This window comes from Pseudomonas sp. PS02290 (assembly GCF_029960075.1).
In the GTDB taxonomy this organism is placed as follows: Bacteria; Pseudomonadota; Gammaproteobacteria; order Pseudomonadales; family Pseudomonadaceae; genus Aquipseudomonas.
The window spans coordinates 22,354-40,737 of sequence record NZ_JASCOY010000049.1 but is presented as its reverse complement, the minus strand read 5'-3'; the positions used below and the strand labels follow the sequence as shown (position 1 = coordinate 40,737).

The following is an 18,384-nucleotide window of genomic DNA, read 5'->3' as shown; positions in this document are numbered from 1 at the left end:
ACTATGTGGTGATGCTGACTGACTGGACCGACGAAGATCCAGGCGCCTTGATGAGCAAGCTCAAGAAGCAGTCCGATTACTACAATTATCACAAACGGACGGTTGCAGATTTCATTCACGACGTCAGCGAAAAAGGGTGGTCGTCGACCGTCGCTGATCGAAAGATGTGGGCCGAAATGAAGATGAACCCCACTGACATCGCAGATGTGAGTGGAGCGACCTACACGTACTTGATGAATGGCCAAGCGCCAAACATGAACTGGACGGGCATCTTCCGGCCAGGCGAGAAGATCCGCCTTCGCTTCATCAACGGTTCGGCGATGACGTACTTTGACGTCCGCATCCCAGGGTTGAAGATGACGGTAGTGGCGTCTGATGGACAATACGTCAAGCCTGTCAGCGTGGATGAATTCAGGATCGCAACAGCCGAAACCTATGATGTGATCGTCGAGCCCACCCAAGAGGCGTACACGCTTTTCGCCCAGTCAATGGACCGAACAGGGTATGCCTGTGGAACGCTGGCTGCCCGTGCCGGTTTGACCGCCCCAGTACCGCCGTTAGATCCGCGTCCCCTAGTGACCATGGCCGACATGGGCATGGCGGGGATGGATCATGGTGGGATGGCAGGTATGGGAGACATGGGCGGCATGGACCAGGGCGGTATGAAAGGCATGTCTGGTATGAAAGGCATGTCTGGTATGAAAGGCATGTCTGGTATGGATGGTGGTGACATGAAAGGCATGGACAGCATGGCTGGCATGGACCACAGCAAGATGCAGGGCATGGACCAAGGCGGCATGCAAGGCATGTCTGGTATGGACGGTGGGGACATGAAAGGCATGGACATGGCTGGCATGGACCATAGTCAGATGTCCATGGGCGGCATGTCTGGGATGGCGGGGATGGGCGCTATGCAGTCCCATCCAGAAACCGAAAAAGACAATCCGCTGGTCGATATGCAGGCGATGTCGACCTCGCCGAAGCTTGACGACCCCGGCATGGGCCTTCGCGACAACGGGCGCAAGGTTTTAACTTACTCGGATCTAAGAAGTACCTTTGAAGATCCCGACGGCCGCGATCCCGGCCGCACGATTGAGCTCCATCTGACAGGTCATATGGATAAGTTCGCTTGGTCGTTCAATGGCGTGAAGTTTTCCGACGCAGAGCCGATACGTTTGAAATACGGCGAAAGGGTCCGTGTTGTATTGGTCAACGATACGATGATGACTCACCCGATTCACCTGCATGGTATGTGGAGCGACCTTGAGGACGAGAACGGCAATTTCATGGTCCGTAAGCACACGATCGACATGCCCCCAGGCTCCAAGCGTAGCTATCGAGTGACCGCCGATGCGCTTGGGCGTTGGGCTTACCACTGCCATCTACTTTTCCACATGGAAATGGGGATGTTCCGTGAAGTACGTGTGGAGGAGTAAGAAATGACCATGAGAACCAATTTGCGCATCACCTACGTACACGTAGCGGTCGTAGCTGCCGGGTTAACCTTGGGCCCAAGTCAATGGGTAGCGGCAGCCGACAGCGCCAAAGCCTCGGACCACGGGCAGATGCAGGGTATGGATCAGAGCCAAATGCAGAGCATGGACCATAACCAGATGCAAGGCATGGACCACAGCCAGATGCAGGGCATGGACCACAGCCAAATGACCGGGATGGCCCCCAATACCCAGCAGGCGCCGACTCAGAGCCGCACGCCAATTCCTGTTCTGACGGATGCTGATAGAGCCGCTGTCTACAACGCTCCCGGCGGCCATGAAGTACATGACAGTGGCTACAACTCGTTCATGCTCATTGACCAGCTGGAATGGCAGAACGCAGATGAAGGCAGCGTCCTTAACTGGGACGCCAAAGGTTGGATCGGCGGCGATGTGGACCGTCTGTGGTTGCGCACAGAGGGTGAACGGACCAATGGCAAAACCGAACAGGCAGAGGCGCAAGCATTATGGGGTCACGCTATCAGCCCCTGGTGGGACGTGGTGGGTGGGGTGCGTCAGGATTTCAAACCTGGTGATCCGCAAACGTGGGCTGCGTTTGGCCTTCAGGGCTTAGCGCTCTATAACTTCGAAACAGAAGCCACGGTTTTCCTTGGCGAGGGCGGCCAAACCGCAGCGAGATTAGAAGGTGATTACGACATTCTGCTGACGAATAAGCTCATTCTTCAGCCCACCGCCGAGATCAATTTTTACGGAAAGAATGATCCTCAGCGCGGTATTGGATCTGGCCTATCCGAAACCGAATTAGGCCTTAGATTACGTTATGAAATACGGCGAGAATTCGCACCCTACATCGGGGTGACATGGAACCGATCATATGGAAACTCTGCCGATTACGCCCGAGCGGAAGGCGAGGACCGCAGCGAAGCACGCCTAGTTCTTGGTGTCCGTATGTGGTTCTAAACGCATCTTAAAAGTGACACAACAAACCAAACCTCAAACCTACAGCTTTGCGCTGTGAGGAGCCTTGCATGTCTATTTTCAAAACTACTGCTGTTGCTGTTGCGCTGTCTGGCGGCCTGCTGATGAGCGCCTTGGCCCAAGCTCACCCTAAGCTCGTGTCGTCCACGCCCGCCGAAGGTGAAGCGGGTGCGGCTCCAGGTAAGATCGAACTGCATTTCTCCGAGAACCTCGTGACTCAGTTCTCTGGCGCCAAGCTGATCATGACTGACATGCCTGGCATGCCAAACTCCCCCATGGCTGTAAAGGCCAATGTCGCTGGCGGTAGCGACCCTAAAACCATGGTCGTCACACCAGCTTCACCTTTGACCGCAGGCTCATACAAGGTGGAGTGGCGCGCTGTGTCATCTGACACGCATCCAATAACCGGAAATGTTACGTTCAAAGTGAAGTAAGCCATGAGCGACTCTGTCAACGTTGTACTGCGTTTTGCCCTTTATACGGACCTGATGTTGCTGTTTGGCTTGGCGGTATTTGGGCTTTACAGCCTACGCGGACGAGAGCGGATATCGGGGGCAGTGTTGAATTTTGAGTCGCTGCTGGTTGCGACCGCTGCAATGGGAATGGTGCTTTCCGTCGTCGGGATGATTATTCTTGCGCAAAACATGAGCGGCGCTGCTGACTGGGCGGAGCTCCAACCCCACATTGGGATGATGCTGACTGAAACCGAAGCTGGTTTTACATGGATCATCCGAATGTTCGCTCTGGCTCTGGCGCTGCTTGCGGCGACCCAGAACAAGCGCTGGCCGTCGTCAAGCCTCTGGATTGCTGCAACAGGTGCGGGGCTTGCGCTTGCTTCGCTTGCCTGGAATGGCCATGGGGCAATGGACGAGGGAACCCGCAGGTTCTGGCACTTTGCCGCTGACATCCTGCACCTGCTAGCGGCGGGAGGCTGGATCGGGGCCCTGGCTGCGTTCGGACTGTTGTTGAGGCTTAAAAAACTTGAGGCGAAGCACCTGGTCGAGGTCCTTTCACGTGCGTTAACGGGTTTTGAGTCGGTAGGCGCTCTTATCGTTGGAGTCATTGTCGCAACGGGCGTGGTTAATTACCTGTTCATTGTAGGGCCCAGCCTGGATGGCGTTACCGACAGTACCTACGGTATTTTGCTTTTCGCAAAACTCGCGCTGTTCGGTGGAATGGTGGTACTCGCAGCACTCAACCGATTCCACCTCAGCCCATTACTGGAGCAATCATTACAGGCGGGCGACTACACATCAGCGGTAAATGCTCTGAGGCGCAGCATGGTCCTGGAGTTCTCCGCTTCGGTGGCAATTCTGTTGCTGGTAGCTTGGTTAGGTACATTAAGTCCAGCAATGGACATGGCTGCCTGATAGCTACCGGCCCTGGTCATCCTCAAGGCCCTTTTCTTCCCGAAAAGGGCCTTTCGCATTTTAGGCATAGTTCGCTGTCATCAGACTTACTGAAATGTAACTTTGAGCTCACATTAACGACAGCTTTCTGTCGTTATAGTCTCCACACAAACATATGCACCTGGAGATTTGTAAAATGAACAACCTTGCCTCCCTTTCACTTGCGTTGTGCTTTGCCTTCGTGACTTCTTTTGCATCCGCTGATGGTCGAAACGACCCAGTCTATGGCGAAATGATCAGAGCCAACGAAAAGTCTATGGAAAAATATGCCCAATCCAAAGGAAAGGGTCAACCTGAGGTGATTCATTATCAATATGGCTTCAAGGCAGATGTTGCTAAAGTATTAGGTACGACTTCAGCCAAGGGAAGCCGTCTCGCTTTTGGCAACTGCGGCGTAATGCCGGCACAAATGAATTACGAGGATAGTAATGGCAATATCAAAATTCTTGAATACGTTATGCTGCCCAACAACTGCACTAATGCACACTGATGTTTAGCCGTCCGGTTCGGTAGTTGAGCTTAACGTTCTATTAATTGCGCTGCTAACGACGTTGGAAACTAAACTCGCACTGATACGATTACATCCCTTAGAACTCTTTCAGAATTTTAAAGGTAACGGCATAACAAGCGGTGCGTGAACTTGACAAGCGCTCAGTGAATCGCCCCGGTAAGCGTCACGTCGGCTAGAACGTTATAGATCAGATCCGCCATCTACTCCGGCCCGTTGGGCAACCGGCGCAGCTGAATCAGGAGTTGATCCAAGGATGCTGGGCAAAGTTGCCATGATTCTTGCCGCCCTTATGTGCGCGAACGGCTCCGGCCGTCGCTTGCACACTGGGCGTTGCCGCAGAGCACGCAACCCACGCGATCGTCTCGGGGAATCGCCCAGCGCGCTGGCCCAGCCTTTCCTGGACAAGGTGGCCTTCGCCACGGAAGGGATGATGACCTCGTCATCTTCGCGCGGCCGGTTCTCGTATGCAAAAAAACTACCTTACGCTTAACCGGCTGCCACTATAGTGATAGGTGGTTGCCAACTCCTCTAAGAAACGCCGCGCCCTCATCAAGTGCGATATAGCACCAGTTACCTGAAGCCTGCTCAGCTGCCTTTAAATGACGTCCGACCGCTCAACGCCAGCTTGGCCTCGACCGTGAGTCTTCAAGCTGCGCACGATTGATCAGGCTGCAGTTGTACAGAGCGAGACGATAAAGCTTGAGCGGGGGCGTCTTTGGTTCGGCCGCAGCCTCGGTGCCGCTCGTTCTGATCAGCGCGAACATCAGACGGGCACGGCCGATGGCATTGTCACTGGACATGGTCATCAGCCGGGGGGCCTCACAGTGCACTTCTGTTGACGCTTTTAAGCATGACCCCTCCTGCTACATACCGCGGGGGCGAAGCGATAACAGTTGCGTCCCGCGCGCTTGGCGACGTACATGGCCGCGTCAGCACTTGCTAACAATTGCTCCGGTGTGGTCAACGCGTAGGCCGGGCAGACCGTGACCCCCACGCTCGTGCCGATCTTTACCGTATGCCCACGCAGGTGAAAAGGCTGCGCGAGGGTTGCGCACATAGCAGCAGCGATTCGTTCGCAAGTGTCCTGAGCCTTGGCGCCTGACGCAATCACGACAAACTCATCGCCCGCCAAGCGGCACACAGTATCGTGCTGACGCACTTTTTGACGAAGCCGTTCGGATACCTGGCATAAGAGTTCATCGCCAAGGTCGTGACCATACTCATCGTTGACCCTTTTGAAGCCATCAAGATCGAGGAAAAAAACCGAAAAATCAGCCAGGCCTCGCTCTGCTGAGCCGACGGCCTCGCTGAGTTTTTCCATCAGGGCCGCGCGGTTAGGCAAACCGGTCAAGTGATCGAGCAAGGCCCTGTCTGTCAGCGATTTCTCTTTACGCTTTTGTTCAGTGACGTCCAGAGACATGACGAAGAATCCAACGATGGCTCCGTCACGCACGTCGGGTATGTAGGTGGCGCGCCAAATCCGGCCGTCTAGATCATCGTAGCGAATGTCGTCCCGAGTGCTGCGATCGCCCGCTAGGGCACGGTCGAAATACGGCAAAAGTTCCTCGTAAACCGCAGGCTTCAGGACAGTCTGGACAGACTTTCCTCGCAGCGACAACGGATCGACATTGAAAATCTCCTTGTATCTGGCGTTATTAAAAACATAGCGCAACTCCGAATCCACCTGCGCGATCAACATCGGCACGTTGTCAGCGATGGATCGAAGGGTTTCCTGACTTCTCACAAGGTCAACGGTTCGCTCAACTACGCGCTGCTCTAGTTCGTGCTGATGATTCAGTATCAACTCCTCGCTGTGCTTACGCGTGGTGATATCCAGGATCACCGCGATAAGATCCAGGGGCGCACCCGCGGCCTCTCGCAGGATCGCGACGCTCAAGTCGACCCAAACAAGTGACCCATCCTTGCGCACATAACGCTTTTCCAACGAGTAGTTCTTGCGACAGCCGTTGATAAGATCCGCAACCAAGGCCAGATCCTGCTGGATATCGTCCGCGTGAGTGATTTCCTGAAACGTCTTGCTCAGAAGCTCGTCTGACGAATAACCCGTTATCTCGCAAAATTTAGGATTAACGACTGAAAATCGCCCGTCCAGATCGACGATGGCCTTCCCTGTCGGAGTTTCTTGAAAAACTGTAGCGAACCTTGTTTCACTCAGTGACCGAGCGCGACGCTCATCTTCATAGATTGTCCGGGCCTGGCCGGACATGCTGCGATGAAACAATTCTCGCTCGACCGCCCGGGCCAGATCTTTCATAGCTGTGAGGGTGCTTTGAGTAATTACCCTTGGGCGATGGTCAATCGCGCACAGGGTGCCTACTACATAGCCTTCGCTGGAGCGAAGAGGGATGCCGGCGTAAAATCGAATAAAGGGCGCTCCGACAACAAGAGGGTTGTCGTGAAACCTGACATCTGTGGCCGCGTCCTCGACGACCAGAGAGCCTTCTGCATGCAGGGCATGGGCACAGAACGCAATATCCCGCGATGTTTCGCAAGTATCCAGTCCCACCTTGGACTTGAACCATTGCTTGTCGGCCTCAACCAGCGATATCAACGCGGTGGGCACCTGCAACAACTCGGCCAGGACTCGGGTGAACCGGTCGAATGTCTCCTCGGTAGCTGTATCCAGAACATCCAGGCTGCGGAGAAACTCCAGCCGCGCTTCCTCGTTAATCGGGTAAGGGGCAATCAGCATTGCGATATGATCCTTTTGGTGACCCCGTCCGGACGCGCGTTCCAATACTTTCGGTCGCTTGCCTGAGAATTTGTAGTCCCGACTCTCCGGCGAGCGCTGCACCGTTGACCGACCCAAGCTTCGGTTTTTAGTTTGCAAGTGAAGGCTGAATGACTAGAGCATGGGACATGCTGCACCAGCCGTATAGGTCTGCTGCACCACTTAGCACCAGGCTGCTTTCGGCCCGTCAAGGGTACGATGCGTCTGGTCAAGTCAGCGCAAATGCCATACCAAGCCGAATTGAAGAAGTGGTCAAGTCCGCCCGAGCACAGTGCCATATCATCTCAGGGCCCATGCACCCCTCAAATGTGCGGGCATTCTCGCGTCCATTGCTCGAAGCGAACAATGTCTGGTCGTGGTCTACTGGCTCATTGATTGGCGGTCCGAATACAGCCCGACTGGCCCCATGCAGTTGGAGATACATCAATTCGACTGCTGCTCACTTGTTCGCTGGATAGCTCGCCACGACCACCTGTGCTCCTGTCTTGCTCAGACCGATAACGTCGTAAGCCTGTGACGTTTGACCATTTTCCATTCCTGGTGAGCCCATAGGCATGCCAGGGACTGCAATGCCCACCAAGTCTTGGCGACCGCGCAGGTCCTTGATCTGTGCGGCAGGCACATGGCCTTCGATGAACTTTCCATCAATCACCGCGGTGTGGCAGGACGCCAGTCCTTGCGGCACACCGAGGCTCTGCTTAACGGCGCTCATGTTGCTTTCAACATGATCGTGGATCTTGAAGCCATTGGCTTCAAGATGCTTGATCCAAGCCTTGCAGCAGCTGCAATTGGCGTCGCGGTGCACGTCGAGTGTCAACGTATCCGCGGCATTTGCCGCGCCTGCAAAAAAAAGTGCTGCAACAAGCGTTAGCCGTAAGTTGGCCATGACATTCCTTATATGGAGCCGGCGTTTGCCGCTCAGTTTTCGATAATTTTAACGACAGCAGCAGCCGCGGCCTGTCTGAGCGCTGGGAGTGGAATCACGGACCGTGACAGCCAACTCAGCGGGGTATCCAGCTTCATTCAGGGCATTTACCAGGCTTTGTTCGTCAGGAGATCCGCTGACCGATACCTGCCCGGTTTTCAGCTCGACTGTTACATCTACGACTCCAGGCAAAGCCACCAGCGCAGCTTTGACATGCTTAACGCATGCGCCGCAGCTCATGCCTTGTACCGTTAATTCGGTTGTACTCATGACGAAATCCTCAGTCGTGGCCAGAAATCCTGACCGTCGACCAATCTTCAACCTTGACTACGTGGCAAGGTCAAGCCCCGTTAGGTCAATAGATTAAGCGTTATGCCTGATTGCACTCGATTACAATTTTGTAAGCTTGTGCGATTAAACTGGGATATTGCGTCACGTTGTGTTTCGATAGTGCTCGCTGACGCCGATGATGTAATTCACCGAGATCCGATTGCCTTCCATGTCCCGCTTCGCACTGGCTGTGTTCATGATTTTTAGCCTCATTCTTCCGTCATTCGCAAGCGTGGGCACAGTCATGCCTGCCGAGCCGTGCCCGATGCAGACAATGATGGATGGTGCACAGCACGCCCTGGCGGACGAACCCTGCGCAAACATGGGTGATTTGGCGTCCACTGATCATAAGTCCGTTTGCAAAGCCGGGCAGGACTGTCAAAGCAGCGCTATGGTCCAGATCAACGCTGCACAAAATATTGCGCCGCTACGCCCCTTTCCGCAGTTGATCCACTTCGCGCTCACTGTACAGCGGGTTCCCGTGGATTTGTGGCGCCCGCCCCGTTTCGCCTGATGCTTACGTCCGAATCGTATCCTTTTAAGAATACGTAATCGTTGCCGCCATCTTTTCAGCGGCGGCGCTGACCTTTGCATTGGAGGCTATTCATGCCTGCTCTTCTCTTCGCACATCGACGGCACGCAAGCATGTTGGCGATGCTTCTGCTTTGCCTATATTCGCTGCGCACCCCTGCCGCGGACCTGACGTTTGAACGCGCGCAACAGCTGGCTGAGTTGACCGCTCCAGAAAACCTCGCGGGGCTGGCTCAGGTGCAGTCAGCACAGGAATCAGTCGTGCCTGCTGGAGCGTTACCTGACCCCAAGCTAATCCTGGGCGTCGATAATCTGCCTATCGAGGGCCAGGACCGATACTCGCTTGACCGTGACTCCATGACGATGCGCCGTGTTGGGCTAATGCAGGAATTTCCCAACAGCGACAAGCGAGATGCCCGACGCCGCTTCGCCCAGGCAGCCGTAGGCCGTACACAAGCGGAGCAGCGTGCGACGGTGCTTGAGACCAAGCGCCAAGCGGCCTTGGGCTGGCTTGAGGTTTTCTATGCCCAACAGACGGTTGATCTGTTTGATGAGATGCAGAAGCAGATTGGCGTTCAGCTTTCAACCCTGCCCGCTCAGGTGGTGGGGGGTAGCTCAAGGGCAGCGGACCTCATACAAGTTCGCCAAGAAATGCTTGCGCTGGAGGACCGCCGGGACGAACTGGCCCGTGATGTTGCCATAGCTCGCGCCAAGCTACGGCGGTATATAGGTCCCGACGCTGATCTTCAACTCTCAGGAACTGCGCCAGCTTTTGATCTGAATACTCATCCTGCTCACCACAGCCTGTCGGCTCATCCAGATCTGCAAGCTGCTAGCGCTCGGGTCACTGAAGCGAACGCTGAGCTCGACGAGGCCATTGCTGCAAAGAAGCCAGACTGGGGAGTCGAGTTTGTCTATGGCAATCGCGATAACCGCTTCGGCGACATGGTAAGCCTGCAGTTCACCTTCGACCTTCCAATCTTCGTTGGGTCTCGACAAGGGCCTCGTATCCAGGCCAAGCAGCAAAATGTTGCTCAGATGGAGGCACAACAGGAAGTGACCCTGCGCAACCATGAGGCCGAGCGGGAAAGCGGATTAGCCGAGGTCAGCCAGGTCCGTAAAGCGCTGGAGCGAAACGAGGCCACCTATATACCTCTGGCCAGTAAGCGGGTTGCGCTGGAGACGGCCAGCTATAAAGCCGGTACCGGTCAGCTGAGTGCGGTTATTGAAGCTCGCAGGGCATTGATCGAGGCACGGCTTCGGCGGGTCGAGCAGCAAAGGAAGCTGCATGAGCTGAGTTCCAACCTCTACTTTGCGTACGTGGAGGCTTTGAAATGAGGCCTACCAGCATCGTGTTACCCATGGTCGGAGCTGGGCTGCTAATGGCGGGAGTCATTGCCGGCTATCTGGTGGGCAAGCCCAGCGATCCGGCGCCAGGCAGCACGCCTTCAGTGTCAATGCCAGACACTGCGAAGGTCATCTACTGGTATGACCCGATGAAACCTGACCAGCATTTTGATAAGCCTGGCCGTTCACCTTTCATGGATATGGAGCTTGTACCGAAATATGCCGGCGGTGTTGAAGATAGCCGAACACTCGCGGTCCCCTCGCAAGCCATACAGAACTTAGGTATTCGCACAGCGAAGGCAACGCTTGGGATCATCGATTCAGCCACGGACGCAGTAGCCTCCGTGGCTTATAACCAGCGGGAGATAGCAACACTCCAGGCTCGCGCGAGTGGCTACGTGGAAAAGGTTTACGGCCGCGCCGCCGGGGATGTTCTTCCAGCAGGCGCTCCTTTGGCTGACCTCCTCATCCCGGAATGGTCCGCCGCCCAGCTTGAATTCATTGCGGTGAAACAGACCGGCGATCATGAGTTGATTGACGCCTCTCGCGAGCGCTTACGTCTTCTGGGCATGCCTCAATCAGTGATCAATCAGGTGCAACGCTCAGGAAAGCCTGTCGCGGTGCAGACAATCGTCACCCCAATGGCTGGCGAGCTTCAGTCATTGGGGTTGCAGGTCGGCATGTCTGTTTCCAAAGGGCAGGACCTGGCAAAGATAAACGGGCTTTCCACCGTTTGGCTCGACGCTGCGATCCCCGAGGCGGCCCTTGGCAATGTTCAGATGGGGTCCAAGGTGATTGCGACCCTCGCAGCATTTCCAGGGCAGACTCTAACGGGCAAAGTCATTGGCATTCTGCCCTCCGCAGACAACATCACAAGAACCGTGACCGTGCGCAGTGAGCTGGCCAATGCCGATGGCCGACTTCGACCCGGGATGTTCGCCTCCGTCCGATTGGGGGCGTCTGGTCAGGAACAAACTTTGTTGATTCCATCCGAGTCCGTCATTCGCACCGGCAAACGGACGCTGGTCATGCTCGCGGAATCAGAGGGACGTTATAGACCACAAGCGATTGGCATCGGCCGGGAGGCCGACGGTAAGACGCAAGTATTGTCAGGCTTGTCCGAAGGGCAAGCGGTTGTAAGCTCTGGCCAGTTCCTGCTTGATTCCGAGGCCAGCCTGCAGGGGCTATTGGCTCGCGCCGAACCGGGCGAGTCCGAGCCGGGCGAAGGACCTGAACTACATATGTCCGAAGGAGAGATCATCAATCTCGATAAGGACAGCGTAACCCTGAAGCACGGGCCATTCCCTACCTTGGGGATGCCGGGCATGACGATGCCCTTTCCTTTAGCCAAGCCGGAGCTACTGGACGGTTTGCGGGTTGGCGACCACGTCGATATCGCCGTCTCGAAAACCGACGCGGGACTGTTGGTTGAACGGTTGACCCGCAAGGAGCACCGAGATGATTGAGCCCCTCATTCGCTGGTCCATCGGTAATCGCGTTCTGGTGCTATTGGTCACCCTGTTCCTTGGGGTCGGAGGAATTTGGTCAGTACGCAGTACGCCGATGGATGCCTTGCCCGACTTGTCAGATACCCAAGTCATAATCCGTACCAGTTATCCAGGGCAAGCTCCCCAGATTATTGAAAATCAGGTCACTTATCCTTTAACGACGACCATGCTTTCGGTTCCGGGCGCCAAGACGGTTCGTGGCTATTCGTTCTTTGGCGACTCCTTCGTCTATGTGCTCTTCGAAGACGGCACTGACCCCTACTGGGCGCGATCACGCGTGCTGGAATACCTTAATCAAGCCCAGGACCGTATGCCAAAAGGCGTCGTAAGCACGCTAGGCCCCGATGCAACCGGCGTAGGGTGGATCTATCAATACGCATTGGTTGACCGTACCGGCACGCATGATCTTTCCCAACTGCGCTCCATTCAGGACTGGTTTTTAAAGTACGAGCTCAAGACGCTACCCAATGTAGCCGAAGTCGCAACGCTGGGCGGCATGGTCAAGCAATACCAGGTCGTGATGGACCCTCAGAAGCTGGTCGCTTACCGCGTCACTCAACAAGACGTCGCCCAGGCCCTTCGCAGGGCCAACCAGGAGACCGGCGGCGCAGTGCTTGAAATGGGCGAGCGCGAGTACATGGTACGAGCGTCGGGTTATCTTCAAAGCCTCGAGGACTTCAAAAGCGTACCTCTGCGAGCGTCGGCCACAGGTGTTCCGGTTTTACTTGGGCAGGTGGCAACCGTTCAGCTAGGTCCTGAAATGCGCCGCGGCGTCGCTGAGCTGGACGGTGAAGGGGAAGTTGTCGGAGGTGTAGTTATCCTGCGCTCCGGCAAAAATGCGCGCGAAGCTCTGCAAGCGGTGAAGAATAAGCTCGAAACCCTCAAGGCGAGCCTGCCGCCTGGCGTGGAGTTGGTCACGACCTATGACCGCTCGCAGCTGATCGATCGCGCTATTAACAACCTGAGCTACAAACTGCTGGAAGAATTTGGCGTTGTCGCACTGGTCTGCTTGCTCTTCCTCTGGCACCTGCGCTCCTCTCTGGTCGCCATCATCACGTTACCGATGGGCATCCTGGTTGCCTTTATTGTGATGCGGTATCAGGGCATCAACGCGAACATTATGTCCTTGGGTGGGATTGCCATTGCGATCGGGGCAATGGTTGATGCGGCAGTGGTCATGATCGAAAACGCGCACAAGCATATCGAGCTCTGGAGGCACAACCACCCTGACGAAAAACTTCAAGGAGAGGCGCATTGGGCTGTCATTGCCGGCGCTGCGGCTGAAATTGGGCCCGCCTTGTTCTTTAGCCTTTTGATCATCACGTTGTCGTTCTTGCCCGTCTTCACGTTACAGGCTCAGGAAGGACGTCTTTTTGGCCCGCTTGCGTTTACCAAGACCTATGCGATGGCTGCTGCGGCAGGGCTCTCGATAACGCTGGTTCCGGTGCTGATGGGCTATTGGATCCGCGGTCGGATTCCCACAGAACAGCAGAACCCTTTGAATAGATGGCTAATAGCGGCGTACCGCCCCGTCCTCGACGCTGTATTGGCCTGGCCTAAACTGACGTTGTCGCTCGCGCTGCTCGTCTTTCTTTCCAGCCTCTGGCCGCTAAGCCAATTGGGCGGTGAGTTCTTGCCCCAAATGGATGAAGGCGATGTCTTGTACATGCCGTCCGCGTTGCCCGGCCTTTCGGCAAGCAAAGCTGCGCAACTTCTGCAGCAGACCGACCGCCTGATACGCACGGTTCCCGAAGTCTCACGCGTTTTTGGCAAGGCGGGGCGGGCCGAAACGGCCACCGACCCTGCGCCGTTAGAGATGTTCGAAACGACAGTCCAATTCAAACCGAAGGAGCAATGGCGGCCAGGTATGACAATGGACAAGCTGATCGAAGAATTGGACAGCGCCGTCAAAATCCCCGGACTTTCGAATATCTGGGTTCCACCCATTCGCAATCGGATCGACATGCTAGCGACCGGAATCAAAAGCCCGATTGGCGTGAAAATCGCCGGCACGTCGCTGGCCGAAATCGATCGCGTGGCTCGGCAAATCGAAGACGTCGCTAAAGGGGTACCTGGCGTCAGCTCTGCATTGGCAGAGCGCCTTACCGGCGGACGCTACGTGGATATCAAGATAAATCGACTGGCCGCTGCCCGCTATGGCATGAACATAGAGGACGTTCAGGACGTTGTGTCCGGGGCGATCGGTGGCAGCAACATCGGCGAGACCGTGGAGGGTCTGGCACGTTATCCGATCAATTTGCGCTATGGCCGAGAATGGCGTGACACACCGAGCGCTCTGCGCGAATTGCCCGTCCTGACTTCGGCGGGGCAGCAAATCACGTTGGGCATGGTCGCGGATATCAGCCTGAGCGACGGGCCTCCGATGCTGCGCAGTGAAAATGGTCGATTGTCCGGTTGGGTGTATGTCGACGTACGAGGCAGGGATCTGGCTTCCACGGTCAGAGAACTCCAGCAGCGCGTTACCCAGGCTGTAAAGCCAACCGAGGGCATGACCATCTCTTATTCAGGCCAGTTCGAATTTTTGGAACGAGCCAATGAGCGACTGACATGGGTCGTTCCGGCAACCTTGCTGATTATTTTCGTCCTGCTGTACCTCACGTTTAATCGGATCAGCGAGGCGCTGCTGATCATGATGACTTTACCTTTCGCGCTCTCGGGCGGGGTCTGGTTGTTGTATTGGTTTGGCTTCAACCTATCAGTCGCTACAGGGGTAGGCTTCATTGCCTTGGCTGGGGTCTCGGCCGAGTTTGGCGTGATCATGATGATCTACTTGAAAAATGCCTGGCAGGTTCGACTCCATGCGGGTCGTGATGACAGCACGGCCTTGCTCGAATCTATTCGCGAGGGTGCAGTGTTGCGGGTAAGGCCCAAAGCAATGACCGTTGCGGTGATCATCGCGGGCTTAGTGCCCATTCTCTGGGCGAGCGGGACCGGCTCGGAGGTGATGAAGCGCATTGCGACGCCGATGGTCGGCGGCATGATAACGGCGCCACTGCTATCGATGTTGGTTTTACCCGCAGCCTACTGGCTGATGAAGCGAAACCCGTCACGTCGTTAGTCCAGATTGCGCCGAGGTCAACTTGGCGCTCCGAGATGCTTCCTAACTGATGAAGCCCAGCAAGCTGCCACCCAGGCAGGACCCAATGATCTCAACAATGGAGCTCTTCTGATACCAGTGCCGAGGCGAACGACCAAAACCGGCGCCTTTGCGAGGTCCAAGCTGACGGCTGAGCGAAACGCCCGGCCGTTTGGACATACGATTGTCAAGCTTTATGCAACGGAGGGTCTGCTTGACCAGCCTTATGAATCACTTGGCGAATAGTGAGAACCGCCAGAACCGACGCGCAGGTTTCGCTGGGCTAACGCGGCCCGCTTTCAGACAGAATCAAGGCGAGCCTACTCGAGGGGAGCCGGCCACGAAAACAAGAACAGGACTCATCCTCAGCAGCAAGCGCCGTTCAACATTACCATTATGTAAGGTTGCGATATTTCTCTTGGAAGCTGATGCAATGGTGCGTATCGTCTAGGCAGTGCAGTGGCACATGATCGAATTAATTTTCTGAGCTCTGGGGTTTTCCCTGGGGCTTGTTGCGTTAAATCGTAGCGTAACTGAAGGATATTAAAAATGAGTATTAGTTTTGAAAAGTCGTTGGGCTCTGCGGAGAGAGCTTTAACTTATCGCAGTCGAAGAGCTGAAGTGCTAAGTAATAATATCGTTAATGCCGATACCCCAAACTTCAAGGCCAGAGACCTGGACTTTTCTGCTGTGCTCGCCAGCCAGACAAAACAAGGTCTTGGCAATCCGCTGTCTTTGCGCACGACCAGTCAAAAGCATATCTCAACAAACACATCGACGAGTGAATCGTACGGTGATGACTTATTGTACAGCACCCCAACCCAACCTTCCCTTGATCAAAATACAGTTGACCAACAGATTGAGATTGCAAAATACACGGAAAACCAGATTCATTTCGATGCCGCCTTCACAAGGCTGAATGGAGCGTTCAAAGGTCTACTCAAAGTGCTGCGAGGGGACTAACTCCTTACTCGGCCTCTGTAGCGGAGACTGCTTCGGCAGCAGCTCTGCAGTCCCGTCATCTTGACAGGCGCGAGCCATTAAAGCCTAACATCCATTTCAGTGTTTGACCGCTATAATCTGCCCTAGGCAACGGCCGCCAAAACAATGAGACATATCTAAGGCGCTGCTTATTGCTGCTATAGCCCCGGCAGCCCCGGCATTGACGCTAGCTAACCCGGACACTTCTGAGCCTTAACGCATTAAAAACTACAGATGCAGAGCTGACGCTCATTGCTAGCGCAGCGATCATCGGCGACAGAAGGTGCCCTGTCAGCGGATAGAGCAGACCTGCAGCGAGGGGAATACCCAATGAATTGTAAAGCAGAGCGAAGCCAAGATTCTGCCGCATGTTTCTTACCGTCGCGACCGAAAGAGCCCGAGCCCGTACAATCCCCATCAGGTCACCTTTCACCAGCGTTAGCTGTGCGCTATTCATTGCGACGTCAGTCCCTGTTCCCATCGCGATTCCCACATTCGCTCGAGCGAGAGCCGGTGCGTCGTTAATTCCGTCGCCAGCCATGGCAACCTTTCGGCCATCTTTTTGAAGTTCGGCAACCAGGCGCTCTTTGTCCTGAGGTTTTACTTCACCATGAACCTCTTCGATACCGAGCTCCTTCGCAACCGCTCGCGCGGTGGTAAGTCCGTCTCCAGTAGCCATTATGATCTTTACGTTATCGGCGGTGAGCTTGATGACCGCTTCTTTGGACGTAGATTTAACAGGGTCTGATACGGCTAATAGCCCTGCTAATAGCTCATTAACCGCGAGATACATGATGCTGATGCCTTGAGTGCGCAATGACTCCGAATGCTCTTGGAACACCTTGATGTCAATGCCAGCTGATTTCATCAATGCACTGTTACCCAATTGGATTCTCTTGCCATTTACAAAGCCACTCACTCCAACGCCAGAGCCCGAGTCGAAAGATTCAGGCTTGGTGAGCGGAATGTCTTCAGCTCGGGCGTGATCGACAATGGCACGAGCCAAAGGATGCTCACTGCCTTGATCAAGGCTAGCTGCCCATTGAAGAACATCGTGGGGGGCGAAGTCAGGTGTGGCCTCGACACTGTGAAAGACTGGGCGCCCCTCCGTTAGCGTTCCCGTTTTATCAACGATCAGCGTATCGATCTTACAAAGGTTCTCGATGGCGCTGGCATCCCTGAATAACACCCCTAGGCTGGCGGCCTTTCCAGTCGAAACCATGATGGACATTGGTGTTGCAAGTCCCAGCGCACAGGGACACGCGATAATCAGTACAGCCACAGCGTTGATCAGACCAAAAACCCAGCTAGGCTCTGGGCCGAAGATACCCCAGCCTATGAACGTCATGACGGCGATAGAGATAACGCCCATTACAAAGTAACCGGCAATGGAATCAGCCATCCGCTGCATCGGTGCTTTAGAGCGCTGTGCCCGAGCGACCATTTGCACGATCTGAGACAACATGGTTTCGGCCCCGACCTTTTGGGCCTGCATAACCATACTTCCATGTGTGTTTAGCGTGGCGCCTATCAAGCTATCTCCAGCACGTTTCATTACGGGAACTGGTTCGCCTGTAAGCATGGACTCGTTTACTGCACTTTCTCCTTCTAATACGGAGCCATCGACCGGCACCTTCTCACCTGGCCTGACCCTCAAACGGTCTCCCAAATGAACGTGGGCAAGCGGAACATCTTCCTCTAGCCCACCAGCATTGATCCTGCGAGCGGTCTTGGGGGATAGACCAAGCAAGGATTTGATGGCGGCGGACGTTTGCGACCGCGCCTTAAGCTCAAGAACCTGCCCAAGCAAGGTGAGGGATATGATCACGGCTGCTGCTTCGAAGTAGACGCCGATTCGTCCATCTTGCATAAAATTGCTGGGAAAAACTTGCGGGAACAGCGTTGCCGCGACGCTATAGAGGTAGGCTGCGGCGGTGCCTAACCCGATCAGAGTCCACATGTTCGGACTGCGATTTGAAACAGACGTCATGGCTCTGATAAAAAAAGGCCAACCGGCCCATAAGGTTACGGGCGTCGCAAGGCCTAACTCGACCCAGTTTTGGACTGAGCCATGAAAGAGCTGTAACGAGTGCCCTGTCATCGCGAGCAGCGTGACTATGAGGGTCAAGGGAAGCGACCACCAAAAGCGGCGATTAAAATCCCGGAACTCAAGATTTTCGTCCTCACCTAGCGTAGGCATCACCGGCTCTAGTGTCATGCCACATTTAGGACAATTGCCGGGTCCTGATTGCCTTACCTCTGGATGCATGGGACAGGTGAAGTCACTTCCCGCCTTTACGGGAGGCCCTGAAGGACTCGTGGGCTCTGCGCCCCGATGATCGCGGCCGTATCGTTCAGGGTCTGCTTGGAACTTTACCCGGCAGTTGTCACTGCAAAAAAAATAGCGGTGACCGTGGTAATGCTCGACGAATGCACTCGAGGGCGTAACCGACATACCGCAGACTGGATCACGTCGGCCGGCCTCAGGGAGCGGAGCTGCATGGTCGTGCTCAGGCTCAGGCTCAGGGTTGTGGTGGGGAGCAGTGTCCATTAGCTATCCT

At 55.2% G+C, this 18,384-nt stretch carries 14 protein-coding genes; 9 read left to right on the top strand and 5 right to left on the bottom strand.

Annotation, left to right across the window (positions count from 1 at the left end):
- The 5 genes from QMX88_RS19275 to QMX88_RS19255 form a co-directional block, all read left to right on the top strand.
- Nucleotides 1-1,436, top strand: a 1,436-nt coding sequence (locus tag QMX88_RS19275; RefSeq protein ID WP_282371855.1) for a multicopper oxidase domain-containing protein, incomplete at its 5' end; no start/stop codon positions are given.
- Nucleotides 1,437-1,445: 9 nt separating this feature from the next.
- Entirely contained in the window at nucleotides 1,446-2,414 is a 969-nt protein-coding gene (locus QMX88_RS19270; RefSeq protein WP_104685804.1) for a copper resistance protein B, read from the top strand.
- A gap of 68 nt (nucleotides 2,415-2,482) precedes the next feature.
- On the top strand, nucleotides 2,483-2,866 hold the full coding sequence (copC, locus tag QMX88_RS19265; protein ID WP_074294860.1) for a copper homeostasis periplasmic binding protein CopC: 384 nt from the start codon (nucleotides 2,483-2,485) through the stop codon (nucleotides 2,864-2,866).
- Nucleotides 2,867-2,869: 3 nt separating this feature from the next.
- The gene (gene copD / locus QMX88_RS19260; protein WP_104685750.1) at nucleotides 2,870-3,802 is read left to right on the top strand and encodes a copper homeostasis membrane protein CopD; all 933 of its coding nucleotides are present in this window, start codon (nucleotides 2,870-2,872) and stop codon (nucleotides 3,800-3,802) included.
- A 175-nt stretch (nucleotides 3,803-3,977) separates the two neighbouring features.
- Nucleotides 3,978-4,331, top strand: a complete 354-nt coding sequence (locus QMX88_RS19255) for a DUF2790 domain-containing protein (protein WP_104685749.1) — start codon at nucleotides 3,978-3,980, stop codon at nucleotides 4,329-4,331.
- Nucleotides 4,332-4,966: 635 nt separating this feature from the next.
- Here the strand turns inward: QMX88_RS19255 and QMX88_RS19250 are convergent.
- The 4 genes from QMX88_RS19250 to QMX88_RS19235 all read right to left on the bottom strand — a co-directional run bounded on the left by QMX88_RS19250 (nucleotide 4,967) and on the right by QMX88_RS19235 (nucleotide 8,299).
- Nucleotides 4,967-5,152 carry a hypothetical protein gene (locus QMX88_RS19250; RefSeq protein ID WP_158662847.1) on the bottom strand — a complete coding sequence of 62 codons (186 nt, stop codon included), beginning with the start codon at nucleotides 5,150-5,152 and terminating at the stop codon, nucleotides 4,967-4,969.
- A 44-nt stretch (nucleotides 5,153-5,196) separates the two neighbouring features.
- Entirely contained in the window at nucleotides 5,197-7,065 is a 1,869-nt protein-coding gene (locus QMX88_RS19245; RefSeq protein WP_104685744.1) for a sensor domain-containing diguanylate cyclase, read from the bottom strand.
- A gap of 478 nt (nucleotides 7,066-7,543) precedes the next feature.
- On the bottom strand, nucleotides 7,544-7,990 hold the full coding sequence (locus tag QMX88_RS19240; protein WP_104685743.1) for a DUF411 domain-containing protein: 447 nt from the start codon (nucleotides 7,988-7,990) through the stop codon (nucleotides 7,544-7,546).
- 48 nt (nucleotides 7,991-8,038) lie between these two features.
- Nucleotides 8,039-8,299 carry a heavy-metal-associated domain-containing protein gene (locus tag QMX88_RS19235; protein ID WP_104685741.1) on the bottom strand — a complete coding sequence of 87 codons (261 nt, stop codon included), beginning with the start codon at nucleotides 8,297-8,299 and terminating at the stop codon, nucleotides 8,039-8,041.
- A gap of 666 nt (nucleotides 8,300-8,965) precedes the next feature.
- Here QMX88_RS19235 and QMX88_RS19230 point away from each other — a divergent pair.
- The 4 genes from QMX88_RS19230 (at nucleotide 8,966) to flgB (ending at nucleotide 15,805) form a co-directional block, all read left to right on the top strand.
- Entirely contained in the window at nucleotides 8,966-10,228 is a 1,263-nt protein-coding gene (locus QMX88_RS19230) for a TolC family protein (protein ID WP_282371854.1), read from the top strand.
- Nucleotides 10,225-11,703: an efflux RND transporter periplasmic adaptor subunit gene (locus QMX88_RS19225; protein ID WP_282371853.1), complete on the top strand. Its 1,479-nt coding sequence runs from the start codon at nucleotides 10,225-10,227 to the stop codon at nucleotides 11,701-11,703. The genes QMX88_RS19230 and QMX88_RS19225 overlap by 4 nt, the downstream gene beginning before the upstream one ends.
- Nucleotides 11,696-14,824, top strand: coding sequence for an efflux RND transporter permease subunit (locus tag QMX88_RS19220; RefSeq protein ID WP_280319772.1), 3,129 nt, complete (start codon nucleotides 11,696-11,698; stop codon nucleotides 14,822-14,824). The genes QMX88_RS19225 and QMX88_RS19220 overlap by 8 nt, the downstream gene beginning before the upstream one ends.
- Before the next feature lie 567 nt (nucleotides 14,825-15,391).
- Entirely contained in the window at nucleotides 15,392-15,805 is a 414-nt protein-coding gene (gene flgB, locus QMX88_RS19215; protein WP_065990716.1) for a flagellar basal body rod protein FlgB, read from the top strand.
- Nucleotides 15,806-16,010: 205 nt separating this feature from the next.
- Here the strand turns inward: flgB and QMX88_RS19210 are convergent, their stop codons facing one another.
- Nucleotides 16,011-18,374 carry a heavy metal translocating P-type ATPase gene (locus tag QMX88_RS19210; protein ID WP_280319783.1) on the bottom strand — a complete coding sequence of 788 codons (2,364 nt, stop codon included), beginning with the start codon at nucleotides 18,372-18,374 and terminating at the stop codon, nucleotides 16,011-16,013.
- Nucleotides 18,375-18,384 lie beyond the last annotated feature (10 nt).

Bases quoted from the DNA above. Each gene is read 5' to 3' on its own strand.
- QMX88_RS19270 (WP_104685804.1), top strand. From the start codon at position 1,446: ATGAGAACCAATTTGCGCATCACCTACGTACACGTAGCGGTCGTAGCT.
- copC (WP_074294860.1), top strand. From the start codon at position 2,483: ATGTCTATTTTCAAAACTACTGCTGTTGCTGTTGCGCTGTCTGGCGGC.
- copD (WP_104685750.1), top strand. From the start codon at position 2,870: ATGAGCGACTCTGTCAACGTTGTACTGCGTTTTGCCCTTTATACGGAC.
- QMX88_RS19255 (WP_104685749.1), top strand. From the start codon at position 3,978: ATGAACAACCTTGCCTCCCTTTCACTTGCGTTGTGCTTTGCCTTCGTG.
- QMX88_RS19250 (WP_158662847.1), bottom strand. From the start codon at position 5,152: ATGTCCAGTGACAATGCCATCGGCCGTGCCCGTCTGATGTTCGCGCTG.
- QMX88_RS19245 (WP_104685744.1), bottom strand. From the start codon at position 7,065: ATGCTGATTGCCCCTTACCCGATTAACGAGGAAGCGCGGCTGGAGTTT.
- QMX88_RS19240 (WP_104685743.1), bottom strand. From the start codon at position 7,990: ATGGCCAACTTACGGCTAACGCTTGTTGCAGCACTTTTTTTTGCAGGC.
- QMX88_RS19235 (WP_104685741.1), bottom strand. From the start codon at position 8,299: ATGAGTACAACCGAATTAACGGTACAAGGCATGAGCTGCGGCGCATGC.
- QMX88_RS19230 (WP_282371854.1), top strand. From the start codon at position 8,966: ATGCCTGCTCTTCTCTTCGCACATCGACGGCACGCAAGCATGTTGGCG.
- QMX88_RS19225 (WP_282371853.1), top strand. From the start codon at position 10,225: ATGAGGCCTACCAGCATCGTGTTACCCATGGTCGGAGCTGGGCTGCTA.
- QMX88_RS19220 (WP_280319772.1), top strand. From the start codon at position 11,696: ATGATTGAGCCCCTCATTCGCTGGTCCATCGGTAATCGCGTTCTGGTG.
- flgB (WP_065990716.1), top strand. From the start codon at position 15,392: ATGAGTATTAGTTTTGAAAAGTCGTTGGGCTCTGCGGAGAGAGCTTTA.
- QMX88_RS19210 (WP_280319783.1), bottom strand. From the start codon at position 18,374: ATGGACACTGCTCCCCACCACAACCCTGAGCCTGAGCCTGAGCACGAC.